Origin of the sequence: Parasalinivibrio latis (genome assembly GCF_036825535.1) — a bacterium.
GTDB lineage: Bacteria > Pseudomonadota > Gammaproteobacteria > Enterobacterales > Vibrionaceae > Parasalinivibrio > Parasalinivibrio latis.
The window spans coordinates 1,527,861-1,544,776 of record NZ_CP098813.1; the positions used below are offsets into that span (position 1 = coordinate 1,527,861).

Annotated in this window: 17 protein-coding genes; 13 read left to right on the forward strand and 4 right to left on the reverse strand. The window is 47.9% G+C overall.

Annotation, left to right across the window (positions count from 1 at the left end; genetic code table 11):
* Positions 1-137: 137 nt before the first annotated feature.
* From NF212_RS23885 to NF212_RS23920, 8 genes are all read left to right on the forward strand, one after another.
* The gene (locus tag NF212_RS23885) at positions 138-593 is read left to right on the forward strand and encodes a DUF3305 domain-containing protein (RefSeq protein WP_434361434.1); all 456 of its coding nucleotides are present in this window, start codon (positions 138-140) and stop codon (positions 591-593) included.
* Positions 583-1,284, forward strand: a complete 702-nt coding sequence (locus NF212_RS23890; RefSeq protein ID WP_434361435.1) for a DUF3306 domain-containing protein — start codon at positions 583-585, stop codon at positions 1,282-1,284. The genes NF212_RS23885 and NF212_RS23890 overlap by 11 nt, the downstream gene beginning before the upstream one ends.
* Positions 1,285-1,446: 162 nt before the next feature.
* On the forward strand, positions 1,447-3,111 hold the full coding sequence (locus tag NF212_RS23895; protein WP_434361436.1) for a 4Fe-4S binding protein: 1,665 nt from the start codon (positions 1,447-1,449) through the stop codon (positions 3,109-3,111).
* A gap of 10 nt (positions 3,112-3,121) precedes the next feature.
* Positions 3,122-3,736: a TorD/DmsD family molecular chaperone gene (locus tag NF212_RS23900; protein WP_434361437.1), complete on the forward strand. Its 615-nt coding sequence runs from the start codon at positions 3,122-3,124 to the stop codon at positions 3,734-3,736.
* Between the two features lie 53 nt (positions 3,737-3,789).
* The gene (locus NF212_RS23905; RefSeq protein WP_434361438.1) at positions 3,790-3,999 is read left to right on the forward strand and encodes a twin-arginine translocation signal domain-containing protein; all 210 of its coding nucleotides are present in this window, start codon (positions 3,790-3,792) and stop codon (positions 3,997-3,999) included.
* A gap of 30 nt (positions 4,000-4,029) precedes the next feature.
* Positions 4,030-6,885 (forward strand): formate dehydrogenase subunit alpha, encoded by a 2,856-nt coding sequence (locus NF212_RS23910; RefSeq protein WP_434361439.1) that lies wholly within the window; start codon positions 4,030-4,032, stop codon positions 6,883-6,885.
* A gap of 15 nt (positions 6,886-6,900) precedes the next feature.
* Positions 6,901-7,506: a formate dehydrogenase FDH3 subunit beta gene (gene fdh3B / locus NF212_RS23915; RefSeq protein ID WP_434361440.1), complete on the forward strand. Its 606-nt coding sequence runs from the start codon at positions 6,901-6,903 to the stop codon at positions 7,504-7,506.
* Positions 7,507-7,575: 69 nt separating this feature from the next.
* The gene (locus NF212_RS23920; RefSeq protein WP_434361441.1) at positions 7,576-8,580 is read left to right on the forward strand and encodes a formate dehydrogenase subunit gamma; all 1,005 of its coding nucleotides are present in this window, start codon (positions 7,576-7,578) and stop codon (positions 8,578-8,580) included.
* 63 nt (positions 8,581-8,643) lie between these two features.
* Here NF212_RS23920 and NF212_RS23925 read toward each other — a convergent pair whose 3' ends face one another.
* Positions 8,644-9,375 (reverse strand): SDR family oxidoreductase, encoded by a 732-nt coding sequence (locus NF212_RS23925; RefSeq protein WP_434361443.1) that lies wholly within the window; start codon positions 9,373-9,375, stop codon positions 8,644-8,646.
* A gap of 55 nt (positions 9,376-9,430) precedes the next feature.
* Positions 9,431-9,835: a hypothetical protein gene (locus NF212_RS23930; RefSeq protein WP_434361445.1), complete on the reverse strand. Its 405-nt coding sequence runs from the start codon at positions 9,833-9,835 to the stop codon at positions 9,431-9,433.
* A gap of 173 nt (positions 9,836-10,008) precedes the next feature.
* On the opposite strand from NF212_RS23930, the gene NF212_RS23935 reads away from it, so the two are divergent.
* The 5 genes from NF212_RS23935 to NF212_RS23955 all read left to right on the forward strand — a co-directional run bounded on the left by NF212_RS23935 (position 10,009) and on the right by NF212_RS23955 (position 14,739).
* Complete coding sequence (locus tag NF212_RS23935) at positions 10,009-10,755, forward strand: metallophosphoesterase family protein (protein WP_434361447.1); 747 nt, start codon at positions 10,009-10,011, stop codon at positions 10,753-10,755.
* 21 nt (positions 10,756-10,776) lie between these two features.
* Complete coding sequence (locus NF212_RS23940) at positions 10,777-11,532, forward strand: phosphotransferase (protein WP_434361448.1); 756 nt, start codon at positions 10,777-10,779, stop codon at positions 11,530-11,532.
* Between the two features lie 6 nt (positions 11,533-11,538).
* On the forward strand, positions 11,539-11,988 hold the full coding sequence (locus tag NF212_RS23945; RefSeq protein ID WP_434361449.1) for a GNAT family N-acetyltransferase: 450 nt from the start codon (positions 11,539-11,541) through the stop codon (positions 11,986-11,988).
* Between the two features lie 194 nt (positions 11,989-12,182).
* Entirely contained in the window at positions 12,183-13,493 is a 1,311-nt protein-coding gene (locus NF212_RS23950; protein WP_434361450.1) for an HD domain-containing phosphohydrolase, read from the forward strand.
* Positions 13,494-13,866: 373 nt separating this feature from the next.
* Positions 13,867-14,739, forward strand: coding sequence for a LysR family transcriptional regulator (locus NF212_RS23955; protein ID WP_434361451.1), 873 nt, complete (start codon positions 13,867-13,869; stop codon positions 14,737-14,739).
* 29 nt (positions 14,740-14,768) lie between these two features.
* Here the strand turns inward: NF212_RS23955 and NF212_RS23960 are convergent, their stop codons facing one another.
* On the reverse strand, positions 14,769-15,779 hold the full coding sequence (locus NF212_RS23960; RefSeq protein ID WP_434361452.1) for a DUF2955 domain-containing protein: 1,011 nt from the start codon (positions 15,777-15,779) through the stop codon (positions 14,769-14,771).
* 27 nt (positions 15,780-15,806) lie between these two features.
* Positions 15,807-16,892 carry an HlyD family secretion protein gene (locus NF212_RS23965; RefSeq protein ID WP_434361453.1) on the reverse strand — a complete coding sequence of 362 codons (1,086 nt, stop codon included), beginning with the start codon at positions 16,890-16,892 and terminating at the stop codon, positions 15,807-15,809.
* Positions 16,893-16,916: the final 24 nt, after the last annotated feature.

Consider the following 16,916-nt stretch of genomic DNA (forward strand, 5'->3'; position numbering starts at 1 on the left):
CATCTCACGAAATTTATAAAGCACAAAGCAAAACCCGTTCCATTGTAATCTGATGGTATGGGTCTTGCTTTTCTATACTGAAATCAGCTCGCGAAGGAATTCGCGATTCGCTTATCAGTGTGGAAAAGGAGCCACCCGTGACCGCCACGATAAAAGATCAATCCCTATGGCCTCTGCATTTTAATCTGGTCGCTGCACCCATGCAGATGGGGCGTTGGGAAACCAAAAGCTGGAGCATAGAAGATATCTGCCTTGCTAGAGAAGAAGGCGACTGTCCCCATGCCGAATTTTCTCTTCCCCTGAAGCTCTTCAAAGACGAGCGTACTGACTACCGTTTTAACCTTAGCTCCCATGACCCCCGGCTGTTCTTCATTTTTGAAAAGGATGACTACGACGAACTGCAGCCATTTAGAGTGACGCCGTCACAAACTGTTGCAGCCAGTTTTATGGATGGTGACTACGTCGTGATGTCTGAGCCACTTCCCTTGCCTGTACAGGCCTGGATGGAAGCTTTTATGGGCCGTCATGGAGAGCTGCTGGACCCCGGTAAAAAGAAAAAGCGCAAAGGCGCAGGGAGGGCAAGTGGCAACTGATTCATTTCTCAGGCGGTGGTCTGACAGGAAGCTGGCGAATGAAGAGCTGGAAATTGAAGATGCCTTAGAACAGCCCAAGGACAACGAGTCCACCGAAGAGGCGACGGTTGCCTCTGAGACCCAAAATACTTCCATTGAGGAAAGTGAGGTCCGCGAGGCAGGCGTCGGTACTGGTACAGCCGAAGAGGGTTCAGGTGATGTTGAAGTTGCAGAGCTTTCGTTGGATGACGTTGAGAACCTCAAATCAGACGAATCGGTCTCTGCGTTTCTGGCAGCGGGTGTTTCTTCCCAAGTTAAGAAAGCGGCGCTAAGGAAAATTTTCTTCAGTGATGCCTATAACGAGGTCGATGGGCTTCTTGATTATGACCAGGACTTTTCCAGTACACCGGACCTGGCTGCAGACGCTGCCAACGGGCTTCGAAAGTGGGTGAAGGAACAGTTTGAGGAAGATGACAAGGATGTTCCGGCAGCCACCGAAGCTGAATCTGCACGTAAGTCTACTCCGGATCCGGAAGAGGAAATAGATGCAGAGCAGGAGAATACGGTTTCCGAGTTGGATCAGGAGGATAACAGCGAATACACAGAAATTGAGACAAAAAGTACCCACGGTCAAGATAAGGACAATTTGTCTTACAGCGAGGGACAAAATGTCCCGATTCAGGAAGAGACGAAGAATTCCGACGGATTCTAGCTCCCTTTAGGTCATTTTTTTCCTTTCAAAGCTGGTTCGTGACTTGCTCTTAAATTAAAGGATTGCGGTGCAGCCATCCGACAGTGACGTTGGATGAATTTGATGCAACCCCACTTTCAGAGCTTTCAGTGTGGTGAACCGGCACCGACAAACAGGATTCCTATGTCCACAAATATAATGAATACAACGATAAATAATACGCTGGAACAATGTACCACCCCAAACGGCCAGGCCAGATTGCAGGCATTACAGGGAACTGTAGAGCTCGGTAACTTGATCCCGCCAACCGTCAGCTACGAAAGTAGGGGGGATTTGTTGGTCATTGGACCGTTTGAGCAAACCAAAAGCATTGCAGAAGCCATCCACAACCTCAATTCGATCACTCTGCTTGTCACCGACGGCGAGAAGGGCGATTCGTTACTTCCGATTTATCATGCCAACGACATCACCGTTTCTGGCTTTATGGGCGCGTTTGAAGTCCGTGTAAAGCGAGGCTTGGTTGGTGAAAACTTGGCTCTGGCGACAATTGGACGAGAGACCTTTGACCTCATTCTCGACGTGACAGTAGAAGGCGTCCATGAAGCTGCCGTCCCACCTCCCGGATACTTTGCTTTGGGACGAGGCCTTTGTACTGAAGAGGAAGTGCTTGAAACCCTGCCTGAAATGAAAGGTATTTTTGACAAGCCGAAATATTTTCGTCTGGACACAGATATCTGTGCCCATTCATCACGGGGTGTCGAAGGTTGTACCCGTTGCTTGGAGGCCTGTCCTGCAGAGGCCCTGAGTGTTGTCGACCAGAAAGTAACCATTAACCCTTATCTTTGCCAAGGGGTAGGGACTTGCGCTACCTCGTGTCCAACTGGTGCGATCAGTTATGCGTTACCCGATGCAGACAATACCCAGCATTTTGTTTACTCACTGCTTAATAACTACCAAAAAGCCGGAGGCAAAGAGCCGGTTATTCTTTTCTATGCTCCACGTTTTGAAGATTTGGTCGCCCGGCAACTGCAAAACCAACCGGGTAACATTATCCCGGTTCAATTGGAAGAACTGGGCAGTGTTGGTATAGAAACTTGGTTCTCGGCACTTGTTTATGGCGCACACCAGGTTGTTCTTGCTGGTATCGAACATATCCCGGAAAAAATAGTGCGAGTGTTGGAGGGAGAACTGGCTGTCGCCCACACATTCCTGAATGAACTTGGCTTTGATTCAGACCGTATTGCTTTTGTTGATATCGCTCAGCCGCTTTCTGGTTCCCGTTTCGATTCTCCACTTTTCAGCCATACCGACAAACTTGATGGAGACAAGCGAGAAAAGCTCGCGTCCTCGCTCGATTTGTTGTGGCAAGCATCTGCGGTCAAGCCCTCAGTGTCAGAGTTGCCTGACGGTTCGCCTTATGGATTCATCCATGTCGATGAGTCAGGTTGTACCTCTTGTATGGGGTGCGTTGCTGTATGCCCAACGTCTGCTATCCAGGACATCGGAGATTCACCGGGTTTTACATTCAGTGAACAGTCTTGTGTCCAATGTGGCCTTTGTGAGCAGTCATGCCCTGAGAACGTTATTACGCTGGAACCACGCTATAACTGGGATGCCGAATCTCGCCGGGCCAGGAATGTTGTGGTGGAAGAAAAAGCAGCCCATTGCATTTCATGCGGTAAGCCGTTTGCACCGGCTTCCATGGTGAACATGCTCATCGAAAAACTCCAAAGTCACAGCCACTACCAGGACGATGCTATTCGCCGCCTTTCTATGTGTGAAGACTGCCGCGTACGCGACATTTTTACCGATTTGGCGGAAAACCCTGGTAAGCAAATTAATTTATAGGAGGCGGACGATGAGTGCTCAGGAAATTATCAATATTCAGGATATCAGTAACGAAGAAAACCAGATCCGCCAGAACATCTATGCATTGTTGGCGCACCTATTCAGGAATGCGCCTGATTCAGAAACGCTTGGTTGGTTGGAAATGCTCGAGACTGAAGGTGAAGAGCAAACCCAAGGCATGGCTGCAGCATGGTCTGTACTGAAACTTTCAGCCAGTAAGACCACGGCTGAACAGGCGGCGGATGAGTATCAAATCCTATTTGTCGGTATTGGCCGGGGTGATGTGGTGCCTTTTGGTTCCTGGTACCTGACCGGCTCACTGATGGAAATGCCACTGGTACTTCTTCGTGAAGATCTTCGAGCCCTCGGATTTGAGCGCCAGGAAGAAGTGAAAGAGCCTGAAGACCATATTGCAGCGTTACTCGAAGTCATGGCGATGCTTGTGGATGAAGGAACGGCAACAGAGCAAGCTGCTTTTTTCAATAAGCACATAGTCGCCTGGTTTGAACGGCTGTGTAACGACGTAAAACAATCAGACAACGCTGTGTTCTATGCGGCGGTGGCTGAACTGACTTTGCAATTTCTCAACATAGAGAAAACCCGCTTCACCCAACGTCCATGGTAAGGAAACCCAGTTGGGTTCCCGCCTAACGCGGTAAGCATGAAGGAGCAATGACTATGCCACAGATAAAAAAAGAGACACAAGAGGCTAACCCAAGCCGACGTCAGTTCCTTAAAGGACTTGGCGTAGCTGCTGCAACTACTGCAGTAGCGGCCGGGGTTTCAACCTCAGTTCAGGCGGCAGCACCGACTGAGCTGCCAGAAGGGGAAACGCAGACCGGGTATCGTGAAACGCAACATATTCGCGACTACTACGACTCGCTGTAACCGCGCAATCCTGATCAATGGAGTCAGCTAATGAAATTAACCAAACGATCTGATTCAGTCAGCAAGGATGAAAAACAGTTAGGCATTTCGCGGCGTGCGTTTATGCGTAACACTTCCCTTGCGACTGCAGGTGGTCTCGCCGGGGCGAGTATGTTTGCACCCGGTATGATGCGAAAGGCAGAAGCAAAAACTGTTGATGCCAGCAAACCGGTGGAGGTGAAGCGTACTATCTGTTCCCACTGCTCAGTGGGTTGTGGTGTGTACGCGGAAGTGCAGGATGGCGTTTGGACCGGTCAGGAGCCGGCTTTCGACCACCCATTTAATGCAGGTGGGCACTGTGCTAAAGGCGCTGCACTGCGTGAACATGGGCATGGTGAACGACGTCTTAAATATCCAATGAAGCTTGTCGATGGTAAATGGCAAAAGATGAGCTGGGATGACGCAATCGAGGAAATCGGTAATAAAGTCCTGGATATTCGCAAAGAGTCCGGCCCTGATTCGATCTATTTCCTGGGTTCCGCCAAGCACAATAACGAGCAGGCTTACCTGTTCCGTAAAATGGCAAGCCTCTGGGGTACCAACAACGTTGACCACCAGGCGCGTATTTGTCACTCCACCACAGTGGCCGGTGTTGCAAACACCTGGGGCTACGGTGCAATGACAAACTCGTTCAATGATATGCACAACAGTAAATCCATACTGTTTATCGGCTCCAACCCGGCTGAAGCTCACCCGGTTGCCATGCAGCATATCCTGATCGCCAAGGAAAAGAACAACTGTAAGATTGTTGTCGCTGATCCTCGCCGCTCCCGTACCGCCGCAAAGGCTGATCACTTCGTTCCGCTCCGTCCGGGTACAGATGTTGCCTTTATCTGGGGTGTACTCTGGCATGTGTTTGATAACGGCTGGGAAGACAAAGAGTTCATCCGTCAACGTGTTTTCGGCATGGATGAAATCAAGGAAGAAGTTGCCAAGTGGAACCCGGAAGAAGTTGAACGTGTAACCGGACTGAGTCGAGACGAAGTCTACAAGACGGCGAAAATCCTTTCTGAACACCGTCCGGGCTGTATTGTCTGGTGTATGGGTGGTACCCAGCACACCACAGGTAATAACAATACCCGTGCATATTGTGTCCTTGAACTGGCGCTGGGCAACATCGGCAGAGCTGGTGGTGGTGCCAATATCTTCCGTGGACACGATAACGTTCAGGGTGCAACAGACCTCGGTGTCCTGTCGCACACACTGCCAGGTTATTACGGCTTGTCTGCCGGTTCATGGAAGCACTGGTCCCGTGTATGGGGACTGGATTTTGACTGGGTTCAAAACCAGTTCGACCAAACCGAGTACCTAGGCAAAAAGCCAATGCACAACGCTGGTATTCCGGTTTCCCGTTGGGTGGATGGTGTTCTGGAAGACAAGGCAAACCTGGCACAGAAAGAGAATGTTCGTGCCATGTTCTACTGGGGCCACGCGGTTAACTCACAATCCCGTGGACCGGAAATGAAAAAGGCCATGAACAAGCTGGATATGATGGTCATCGTTGACCCATACCCAACTGTTGCTGCCGTAATGCACGACAAGAAAGATGGCGTTTACCTGCTTCCGGCTACGACCCAATTCGAGACCTATGGTTCCGTGACGGCGTCCAACCGTTCGCTCCAGTGGCGTGACAAAGTGGTTGAGCCGCTGTTTGACTCTAAGCCGGACCATGAAATCATGTACCTGCTGTCGAAGAAGCTTGGTTTCTCTGACCAGTTGTTCAAGAACATTAAGGTAGAGAATAACGAACCGAACATCGAAGACATCCTCAGAGAAATTAACCGGGGTATGTGGACGATTGGCTATACAGGACAGAGCCCTGAGCGCCTGAAGGCCCACCAACAAAACTGGCACACCTTCCATAAGACTTCCCTTGAAGCTGAAGGCGGTCCAATCAGTGGCGAAACCTACGGTCTGCCTTGGCCTTGTTGGGGAACACCGGAAATGAAACACCCGGGTACCCACATACTCTACAACACATCCAAACCAGTCATTGAAGGTGGCGGTAACTTCCGCGCTCGCTTCGGTGTTGAGTTTGAAGGCAAGAATCTGCTGGCTGTTGACAGTTACTCCAAAGATTGTGAACTGGAAGACGGTTATCCGGAATTCACCGACAAGATGCTTAAGCAACTTGGCTGGTGGGATGAACTGACGGCAGAAGAAAAGGCGGCTGCTGAAGGCAAAAACTGGAAAACTGACCTTTCTGGCGGTATTCAGCGCGTTGCCGTCAAGCATGGTTGTATGCCATTTGGTAACGCCAAGGCGCGAGCCATTGTCTGGACCTTCCCTGACCGTGTACCGCTTCACCGTGAGCCGCTTTATACGCCTCGCCGTGATCTGGTTGCTGACTACCCAACCTGGGCGGACAAAGCGAACAGCTACCGTCTGCCAACGCTTTACAAGTCTATTCAGGATAAGGATGTCTCCGGTGAATACCCAATCATCCTGACTTCAGGCCGACTTGTTGAGTACGAGGGTGGTGGCGAAGAGACCCGCTCAAACCCATGGCTTGCAGAACTCCAGCAGGAAATGTTTGTTGAGATCAACCCGGTTGATGCGAACAACCTGGGTGTCCGCGACGGGGCTGAGGTTTGGGTGGAGGGTGCCGAGAAGGGCCGTATCAAGGTGAAAGCCATGGTAACCCGCAGAGTGCTCGAGGGAATGGCGTTCCTTCCGTTCCACTTCGGTGGTGAGTTTGAAGGCAAGTCCCTGCGTGATAAGTACCCTGACGGTGCAGACCCATATGTAATCGGTGAAGCGGCCAATACCGCCACCACGTATGGCTATGACCCGGTTACCCAAATGCAGGAAACCAAGGTCACGCTCTGTAAGATAAGCGTCGCGTAACAGGGAGTTTAACCAATGGCAAATATGAAATTCTTGTGTGACACCAAACGTTGCATTGAATGTAACGGCTGTGTCACCGCGTGTAAAAACGCCAATGATGACGCCCTGGAGTGGGGTATACAGCGCCGTCGGGTGGTAACGCTCAATGACGGTGAACCGGGTGAAAACTCGATATCTGTTGCTTGTATGCACTGTACAGACGCGCCTTGCATGGCTGTGTGTCCAGCAGACTGCTTCTACCGTACGGAGGATGGCGTTGTTCTCCACAACAAAGATACCTGTATCGGTTGTGGTTACTGCCTGTTTGCCTGTCCGTTTGGCGCGCCTCAGTTCCCTAAAAAGACGGCGTTTGGTGAGCGGGGCAAGATGGATAAATGTACTTTCTGTGCCGGAGGCCCAGAACCTGATGGTTCAGTCGAAGAGCGCAAAAAGTATGGTGCGAACCGTCTTGCTGAAGGTAAGTTGCCAATGTGTGCGGAGCTTTGTTCAACCAAAGCACTGCTGGCTGGTGATGCCGGAAAAGTTTCCGATATCTTCCGTCAGCGTGTGGTTGAGCGTGGTGCCCGTGGTGCAGGTTGGACCAATGGTGACGACCTGGCATACGATGCGACAAAGAGCTAACGGGTAGTTTCTTACCCTGAGAAATGGTACTGGTTCCGAAGTGGAACCAGTACCAATCCGGAGAACAACATGCTGAATAAACTCTTCACCACCATGATGGTGATGCTGACCCTGTTTTCAGTTGGTGCATATGCCGATTCCAAAACCGTTTCTTCTACTGAAAAAGAAATGGTTCAACTGGCTGGCGCAGACTACTGGCGTGAAGTTCGCGAGGGCCAGTCAGGTTACTCTACGTCAGAGATAAGTGAACATGGGCAACTTATTAATGTCAGTGGCGAGCAATGGAGGAAAATCCGCAATGACTGGATTTCACCCATTGGGGCCTCGGTAATTGGGGTTGCTGCAGTATCAATCTTTCTTTTCTACCTGTTAGCAGGACGTGTTGCCCTGAAAGCAGAAAGGACGGGTAAGAAAGTACTGCGATGGACACCTTTTGAGCGAGCTTTGCACTGGTTTACTGCATCTCTATTTATACTTTTAGCCCTCAGTGGAATTGTTCTTCTATACGGTAAGTTGTTCCTGAAGCCGGTTACATCGCAGGATGTATGGGGTGTGCTGATATATACCGCAAAGGTGGGTCATAACTACCTTGGGCCACTGTTTGTACTCGGTTTGCTGACGATGTTGATAAAATGGTTTAAGAACAACATCTTCAATAAAGTGGACTGGGAGTGGTTTAAGCAAGGTGGTGGCATCCTGCCCAATGGAAAACACCCGCAGGCGGGTTTCTGTAACGGTGGTGAGAAAGTCTGGTACTGGTTACTGGCTACCGCCGGAATTGTAGTCTGCATTTCAGGCCTTATTATGGACTTTCCGATATTCGGGCAGCTCCGTAGCGACATGCAGATTGCGAATATTGTTCATGCAGTATTTTCGCTGGGCCTTATTGCAGCCGCGTTAGGTCATATCTATATCGGTACTGCAGGTACTGAAGGGGCGTTTGAAGGTATGGCTACGGGCTATGTTGACGAGACCTGGGCTAAACAGCACCATGGCCTCTGGTATGAAGACGTAAAAGAATTACCGGAAAACCAGGTTGAGAACCAGATTGATTCAGATCGCACCAATGCGTGATTAGTTTTGTGTGGTTAATTTTGGATGATGAACACAAAGCCGGCTATCTCAGCCGGCTTTGTGTTATCTGCCACCCGCAGCATCCAGAATGCTGCCAGTGACATATGAGGCTTCATCCGAAAGCAGCCAGGCAATGGCTGCCGCAATTTCGTCCGGCTGCCCTCCGCGTTTAAGCGGAATGTTTTGCTTGATACGGTCGACCCGTCCAGGCTCACCTCCGTCGGCGTGCATATCCGTGTAGATGAAGCCCGGCCTGACGGCGTTAACTCTTATACCCAGTTCAGCAACTTCCTGTGCCAACCCCTTTGTCAGTGTATCAATCGCAGCCTTTGATGCTGCATAATCAACATATTCTCCTGGTGCGCCAATTCGAGACGCGGCAGAAGATACATTGACAATAGCTCCTCCACGTTTCATTCGTTTAACCGCTTCACGGCAACACAGGAATGCGCTGGTAACATTGGTGGTAAGCATGTGATTAATTCTGCTTTCATCCATATCTACCAATTTCATCTGAGGCAGCAGGATAGCAGCGTTATTGACCAGGTGGGTGATGGGGCCCAAAGTGTTGTCCAGTTGTTCAAAAAGCCGAATGACATCCTGTTCTTTCGAAACGTCACCTTGAAGCAGTACGCACCGTTGCCCGTTTGCATTGAGTTGTTCTGCCAAAGAGGTCGCAGCATCGGAATTTCGGATGTAATTTAGCCCTATGGAATAACCTTCACGGGCCAGCGTTTGAACGGTTGCTGCGCCAATCCCTCGACTGGCACCTGTTATAAGTACAACTTTGTTCATTCTGTCCCCTGTTCAATATCATCTGCTTTCGGGTGCCAGAGAATCAGTGGCTGGTTTAGTTGTTGCCTTTACCTTTGTTTTTTTCTTTGTTGGCCTTCTTTTCCGCTTTTTTCAGATCTTTTGCAGCATCACGCTCAGCCTTGTCTGCATCCTTTTCTGCTTTAAGGTAAGCCTTCCAAAGCTCACGCTTTGTCTTAGCGTCTTCCTTTTGTAATTTCAGTTGTTCAAGCAAAAATTCCTTCTCTGCTTTCGTTTCTGCTGATTCCAACTGACGGGCAATTTCAGAAATTTTCATTTGGGATTCCTGAGCCGCCTGTTTTAGGGCTTGCTCTTCAGTCTGCAGGCTCGAGACTTCTTTATGGCTTTCTGCTTTATTCTTCTTGTCGCCATCAGAGAGAGCAGGGGCAGCGACAAGAGAGAGGACGAGAGGTAGTAAGCAGGTCGTAAAATTCCTTTTCATTGAGTTCTCCATTTGTTTTGTTTGAAATTTTTTAACTATGTTAGTACCACTTTTTATGTTGTGAAACCCCAACAGGGGAGTCGTAACAGGTATGCATTGCGTTTTCATCTTCGGTAATGTTGCCGGTCTGTGTGTTAGGATTGTGTTAGTTATAGGTGATTGAAAGGCAAATCATGGAACGAATAGCCCTGTTTTCTGACGTTCACAGCAATGTATTTGCATTGGAATCAGCATACAAAGATGCAAAAAACAAAGGCGCGACCCATTTTGTCAATCTTGGGGATATTTTCTATGGTCCAATTGCACCGGCGGAAACCTTTGAGTTTTTCCAGCGGTATGAGTTTATAACGGTTTGTGGTAATCAGGATCGGCAGATAATCCAGGCTACGGAATCGGACAAGTTTGGGAATCCAACACTTGATTTTGTATGCCGGGAACTCGGGAAAAAAGGTATCGAATGGATTCAGCAGTTGCCGTTCGATATTCACTTAAACGATGAGGTTTATCTATGCCATGGTACGCCGGAAAGTGATTTAGTCTATCTGCTGGAAGATGTTTCACGGGGTTTGCCAGTTGTGAGGTCTGATAAGGAAATCGTTACTTTATTAGGGCATATTGAAGCCCCGGTTGTCGCTTGTGGACATTCACATATACCGCGTAGTGTGATGTTATCTTCGGGGCAACTGATCGTGAATCCCGGGAGTGTCGGGCTTCAATCGTATGAGGATGATGAGCCAGTAAGGCATGCGATGGAAAACTGTACGCCCCATGCCAGTTATGCCATGTTGGAAAAGCGGGCCCATGGCTGGCACTCGAACCTAATTCGGGTGCCTTATGATGCTGAGTCTGCTGCATCCAAAGCGATGAAAAACGATAGGGCGGATTGGGCTCATTTTTTACTTACAGGACGTAAAGCGTAAATGGAACACCAGGAAGTAGTCATGGAGGGTGGACGTGATTCTATCCGCCGTGCTGGAAATGAATTGTTGCGCCCATTAAATCCTTGGACGCCTAAAGTCCATGGTTTTCTTCGTTATCTTGAAACACAAGGGTTCACCAACGTGCCCAAGGTCCTTCGAATTGACCGTCAGGATGAGGTTCTATCCTGGGTTGAGGGCTGTTGTTCAAACTATCCGTTAAGTGGTGACGCCGCATCAGATGAGACGTTGATGTCTGCGGCTTTATTGCTGCGCCAATACCATGATGTATCGGCAAACTATGCCAGGACAGCCCCAACAGAAGGCTGGATGTTATCTGCAGTAAACCCGATAGAAGTCATGTGCCATGGTGACTTTGCTCCTTATAATGTTGTGTTGAATGGTAGTGATGCCGTCGGAATTATCGATTTTGATACGCTACACCCCGGATCTCGCTTATCGGACGTCGCATACGCTGTCTACCGCTGGGCTCCGTTAAAAAATCCCCGAAACCCTGATTCGATGGGCGACCTTGCCAGCCAGGTCCGGCGTACCAAGGTTTTTTGCGACAGCTACGGATTGAAAGCACCTGAGAGAACTCGCTTGGTGATTTCGATGATAGAACGCTTGAACGCATTGGTAGATTTTATGGGCAAAGCTGCAGACAAAGGGGATAAAACATTTTCGGCTCACATTGCCGAGGGCCATCTGGATGCATACCTGGATGATATCGAGTATCTCACCATTAATCGTGATGTGATTGTGCTTGGAGTGTTGTGAGGTTTTATGGAAATCAAACATTTGCAGTCGACTGATGTTGGAGTTGAGACGCTTATCAACAAGTCCGATCAATATCTCGAAGCGCTTTACCCACCGGAAAGCAACCATACTGCCAGTAGGCAACAGTTATTTAATGACTGTGTGTTCCTCGGGCTATACCTGAAGGGAAAATTGGCGGGTATGGGCGCAATTAAACCTGAAATGGATGGCAGCTATGCCGAAATTAAGCGGGTATTCATAGACGATGAATATCGAGGCAGAAAACTGTCAATTGCATTAATGGTAGCATTGGAACAGGAAGCGCGAACCAGGAAAATTCCGCTTCTTCGTCTCGAAACCGGTATCAAGCAACCGGAAGCAATAGGTCTTTATCACAAGATTGGATATGAAGACATTCCGCCATTTGGCGAATATTCTGAAGATCCAATGAGTGTATTCATGGAAAAGTACTTGTAGTAATCACTGTAACAATCGTCCTTTCTCGGGCTGGCCTGATACTAGCCCGACTTATGCTATTCAATCTGTCTCGCAAATTTCTTTCATCGAGTCATCATCAGCGTGATATAGATCTCCAATAAAATATCCTCATATATGCAAGTTCTCGCATGAGCTAAATTTGTATTAAAGGCTCTCGGTGATAAGAGGATGCAATGAACAGGGATTCAGATCTGCAAATTGACTTAAGGCAAATGATCATTGCCATAGAAACCGCCGTTTCGCTTGTTGGAATGAATGATGTGAATCATGGCAAACGTGTTGGCTATATAGCAGGTCAGATTGGCAGTACCCTTGGGCTGAGTGATGCAGATATACAGTTCTTATTTGAATTAGGGTTGCTGCATGATTGTGGTGTTTCTACAGAGCAGGTTCACTCTAATCTTATCAATAATTTTGCATGGGAAGATGCAGACGTTCATTGTGAGATTGGTTTCCACTTACTTAAAGACTTTGTGCCGTTGTCGAAATTCGCTGTACCTATAAAATACCACCACACACCTTGGAGTAGATTAAAAGAAAGTGATGTGACTCTCTTTGACCAAAGAATGGCCAACATTATTTTCCTTTCCGACAGAATAGATACGTTAGCATGCGGGCACTACGAATCTGACATTTTGCTGCTACGTGAGAAAATAGTAGAAGAAATATCAAATTATTCGGGAAGCTTTTTCAAACCTGAATTTGTTGAGGCGTTTGTTAGTTCAGAAAAAGCGGAAGCGTTTTGGATTTCACTTGAAGACAGACATGTTACCCGTTATGTCTGGGACATGGGTAAACAGAAAAGCCAAGAGCTTCTGTCGTTAGCTGATATCAAACAACTCTGCCGAATTATGTCTTACATTGTCGACCAAAAGAGCTCATTTACCGCTCAGCATTCCTTGAGAGTAGCTGATTTAGCGAAATTTATGGCAAAGGTGTATGGACTCTCAGAGTCTCAATGTGACAAGGTTGAAATAGCGGGACTGCTGCATGATATCGGTAAATTGCATATGCCCGATGATATACTTGAAAAACCCGGGCCACTTGAGCCTATTGAACGTGCAATAATGAACCAGCACAGTTACGAGACTTATGAAATCCTACGCCACATCGAAGGGTTAGATGAAGTCGCAAAATGGGCTGCTTTCCACCATGAAGGCATCAATGGTACAGGCTATCCCTTCCATCCGAAAAAGCAGGAACTCTCAACAGAAGCAAGAATTATTGCTGTTGCTGACGTGTTTCAGGCATTGGTTCAGGATCGACCTTACAGGGAGGGTATGGATATTCCCCAGGTTATTGATGTTCTAGATGCTTTCGCCAGAAAAGGCAAGCTGGACAACACGTTAGTTGAGCTTGTTCATGCCAATATTGGAGAGTGTTACGCTGTTGCAAGAGGGGAAGATGCAGAAGGAAACAAGCTAAAAAATACTGAACTGTTGTCCGGCGTTATTGTTGGGAGTTATACATCGCCGGCGAACTGAGTACTTTCATTCGCTGTAACTCGTTTAGAGTGATGGTATCATCTTTGAATTGGTACTTTTGTAGTACAATGATCCGACCATCTGGTTCGCATAAAATTTTGCCTAATGAAATACCGTTTTCTCAGGGGATTGGTCCCAGTTACCGCATTTTTCCTCACTATTATCGCTACCAATAGCGCATCCAAGCCGTCAAATGATCCTTTGTCGCTGAATCCACTTGAAGGAATTCAAGGGCTCGCTTTCTCTCTTGCTTGGGGATTAGGGTTACCGCAAACCGCTGCCATCATAATGGGTACCTTGTTGTTTATGCTACCAACATTTCTGGCATTCCTTTTTGCTCGTGCATGGTTTAAATCTAAGTGAAGAGGCTGAGATGAAAGCCAGTTTGGACGATGTTTATCTGTTTATGCTGGTAGTACGTCATGGAGGGTTTACTGCCGCTGCACAGGCTTCCGGTCTGCAGCGTTCCCGGGTTAGCAGAAGGATTCAGGCACTGGAACATTCTCTGGGGTGTGAGCTGCTTGTGAGAACGACCCGGCAAATCACACTTACGGAGCAGGGAGCCCGGCTTTTTGACCAAATAAATCAGCCTCTGATGTCTATTAGCCAAAGCATCAGGGCGGTAAGGACATCACAAAACGAATTTGAGGGCAGGTTAAAAATTGCGATTACTGCACCGCTTATTGGTTTTGAACTATTTACAAAGATAATTGATGAGTACGCAGTGCGCTATCCGGGCATTGCATTTGATATTATCCAGCGCCATGAGTCTGCTGATCTTAAGCAGGAGGGAATTGACCTGCAGGTGTTGCCTGATTCTCTTCCTGTGAAAGATGATGAATATATCCAACAGACTTTTTTGGAAGTTAAGTGCAGCCTGTACGCAACCGATGATTACCTTCAACAGCATGGTACCCCCGCGACCATTGCGGATCTCTATAACCACAACTTAATGGTGAGCCGCTACGTTGCTGGCCTCCTGCCCGAAGACTTGCCTCTGAAAGTCTGCTCTGACGAATTGAGACTGATATTTTCACTTGCCTTACAAGGGACAGGAATGGCGATTTTGCCAGACCGAATGGTAAACGGGAATAATGCCGAGAACACAATATGCCGGGTTCCGATAGCAGAACCTATGCCTGCCATCCGGCTTACTTTGGTTTACCCCACCCGGGAATATATGCCAGAACGAACACGTGCGATGTTGTCGTTAATCCGTAAGCATTTCAGTCCAGTGAAGGGATAACCCGGAAAGTTCCGGGTTACAGGAAAACCCTAAATACGCACCTTTTTGGAATAACGCTGGTGAGTGTATTCAATGAACCAGTGGACCATATAGACAAAGGTTGTCGCGGCAATAACAGCAAATGTAACTGAGCTTATTCGGTACAACACCTTGAAGATGGCATCCTGCTGGTGAGGCACCATATAGCCCGCAATTGGAATAGCCAGGCCAGACATGGCTGCAGTCCCTACAGAAGCTTCAAGGCCGCCTTTCGCCATGATCCGTGCAACGATTCCTGCCGCTATAGAAAATGCCAGAAATGTTAAAATAGGATTGTATGCAAACCAGAAAGAGATCAATTGGATAACCAGCGCCATACCGCATCCTATTAGGGTCCCTTTAATTCGGATTTTAGCCATAGACGCGATGCCAGACATCGTTAGAGGCATCAGAATAACCAGAATAGAACTGTAAGCAGAAAATGAGTCTGACAGGTTCATGAACTGGTAGATAAAAAATGCACTCATTGCCAATGTCCAGGCGAGAAGAGTTTGTTTAAACACATCCGTTGAACTATTTTCCACCTGGGCTGGAGCTGGCTTTAACTGAGTGTCCTCTGGTTCTGGCAGTAACCAAAGACATACCGCAGAGATGGCTGCACTGAGAAGTATTGCGACTAGCAAGTTGATAGTGAAATCCATAATTTGGAAGTTTGAATACCCTCCTGCACAAAGCAATATGGATCCGATAATAAGACCAACCAATCCGTATAGTTTTCCGTGACTGAAATTCATCAGAAAGCACTTTTCAAGCATCACCAGTGAGACTGCCGCAGACATTAAAACCGGAGAGTCCGGGAATAAGCCAAGAATGATGTTTGCTTGAATTGCGGCTGAAAGTGATCCGAGAATAAGTTGCTTAATTACAGGGAATGTCCAGCGATCAAACATCGCCATCATGGCGGCTGCAAATACTATTGCCATCATGGAATATTGCATTTGTGTCGCCATACTGATGAACATGCCCAGCATGGCTGCAAGCCATATACGAAGTACTTTCATGTTAGCTCCATCGCCTAAGGGTCAAAATCAGTAGATGTAATGGAGTAGGCTGATGGTGTGGATTTGCAGCTGAGCCAACCAGTACCACATTGTACTTGCTTCCGGATAAAGCGTGACCGTCGCTCGTGACCCAACAAAAAGTGGTTTAGGTAATGCTGAATCGCTGGACAGGTTGACCCTGATTCGTTGGGCATCACGGATCCAACGGTTTGATGTCATGACTTTACTTAGATCACCATTGGCAAACTGTTGGGCTGAGGCCACACCGGCATCACGTGTGCCCAGAGTAAAATCGAAGACACGTCCCGGGAGTGCATCGAAGCTGACTAATGCCTTGGTTTGTTCCATAAGGCCTGAAACAGACTTTTCACGAAAGTCAGCGGAGACCCACAATGAATCAGAAGGAATAAAACTGAGGATAGGGTGACCGGCAACCGCTTCAGTACCAATATCGTATTGGATGTTACTGACCATACCATTATCCGGGGCATAAACTATTGTCCGAGAAAGGTTCAGTTTTGCTGTTGACAGTGCATTCTGGGCCGATTTAACTATGTTACTGTCACCGACTTTTGTTCCCAGCCGACTCTGAATTGCTTCAACTTGCCTTAACGCTGCTGCGTATGTGTCAGAAGCGGTTTTTGCCTGTGTACGGGCGACGTCGAAATCTGCATCCGATACTAACTTCTTAGAGCGCAATGTACTTATCCGGCGATAGTTTTTTTCGCTGATTTGGCGTTCTACTGCAGCTTTGTTGGCATTTGCATTTGCGGCTGCCATCTGAGCATAAAGTGAGGCTTCTTCTGAGTTCGCTGTTGACAGTCCAACTTCTGCTTTTTGAACGGCAAGTTGATACTGTGCAGGATCAATTTCAAATAGGGGTTGTCCTTTGTCAACGTGTTGGTTATTGGAAACAAAACGTTTGATTATTTGACCTGTTACCTGGGGGGTAATTTGTACGACGGTGCCTTGCACCTGGCTTTCTGTCGTCAACGGTGCATGCCTGTCTGCAAGGATTACATACAAAACCGCAATGAAAAATAGTGAAACAAGAATATTCATCCAGCGATGAAATCGCTTATCTGGGCTGACAGCCTTACCGTCTTTTTCCATGCATTGAGTCTCTTCTGGAACAAT

What these genes read in the sequence shown, in the direction of transcription:
- NF212_RS23930 (WP_434361445.1), bottom strand. Translation starts at nt 9,835, where the DNA reads ATGAAAAGGAATTTTACGACCTGCTTACTACCTCTCGTCCTCTCTCTT.
- NF212_RS23900 (WP_434361437.1), top strand. Translation starts at nt 3,122, where the DNA reads ATGAGTGCTCAGGAAATTATCAATATTCAGGATATCAGTAACGAAGAA.
- NF212_RS23950 (WP_434361450.1), top strand. Translation starts at nt 12,183, where the DNA reads ATGAACAGGGATTCAGATCTGCAAATTGACTTAAGGCAAATGATCATT.
- NF212_RS23905 (WP_434361438.1), top strand. Translation starts at nt 3,790, where the DNA reads ATGCCACAGATAAAAAAAGAGACACAAGAGGCTAACCCAAGCCGACGT.
- NF212_RS23925 (WP_434361443.1), bottom strand. Translation starts at nt 9,375, where the DNA reads ATGAACAAAGTTGTACTTATAACAGGTGCCAGTCGAGGGATTGGCGCA.
- NF212_RS23920 (WP_434361441.1), top strand. Translation starts at nt 7,576, where the DNA reads ATGCTGAATAAACTCTTCACCACCATGATGGTGATGCTGACCCTGTTT.
- NF212_RS23965 (WP_434361453.1), bottom strand. Translation starts at nt 16,892, where the DNA reads ATGGAAAAAGACGGTAAGGCTGTCAGCCCAGATAAGCGATTTCATCGC.
- NF212_RS23895 (WP_434361436.1), top strand. Translation starts at nt 1,447, where the DNA reads ATGTCCACAAATATAATGAATACAACGATAAATAATACGCTGGAACAA.
- NF212_RS23935 (WP_434361447.1), top strand. Translation starts at nt 10,009, where the DNA reads ATGGAACGAATAGCCCTGTTTTCTGACGTTCACAGCAATGTATTTGCA.
- NF212_RS23910 (WP_434361439.1), top strand. Translation starts at nt 4,030, where the DNA reads ATGAAATTAACCAAACGATCTGATTCAGTCAGCAAGGATGAAAAACAG.
- NF212_RS23955 (WP_434361451.1), top strand. Translation starts at nt 13,867, where the DNA reads ATGAAAGCCAGTTTGGACGATGTTTATCTGTTTATGCTGGTAGTACGT.
- NF212_RS23960 (WP_434361452.1), bottom strand. Translation starts at nt 15,779, where the DNA reads ATGAAAGTACTTCGTATATGGCTTGCAGCCATGCTGGGCATGTTCATC.
- fdh3B (WP_434361440.1), top strand. Translation starts at nt 6,901, where the DNA reads ATGGCAAATATGAAATTCTTGTGTGACACCAAACGTTGCATTGAATGT.
- NF212_RS23945 (WP_434361449.1), top strand. Translation starts at nt 11,539, where the DNA reads ATGGAAATCAAACATTTGCAGTCGACTGATGTTGGAGTTGAGACGCTT.
- NF212_RS23940 (WP_434361448.1), top strand. Translation starts at nt 10,777, where the DNA reads ATGGAGGGTGGACGTGATTCTATCCGCCGTGCTGGAAATGAATTGTTG.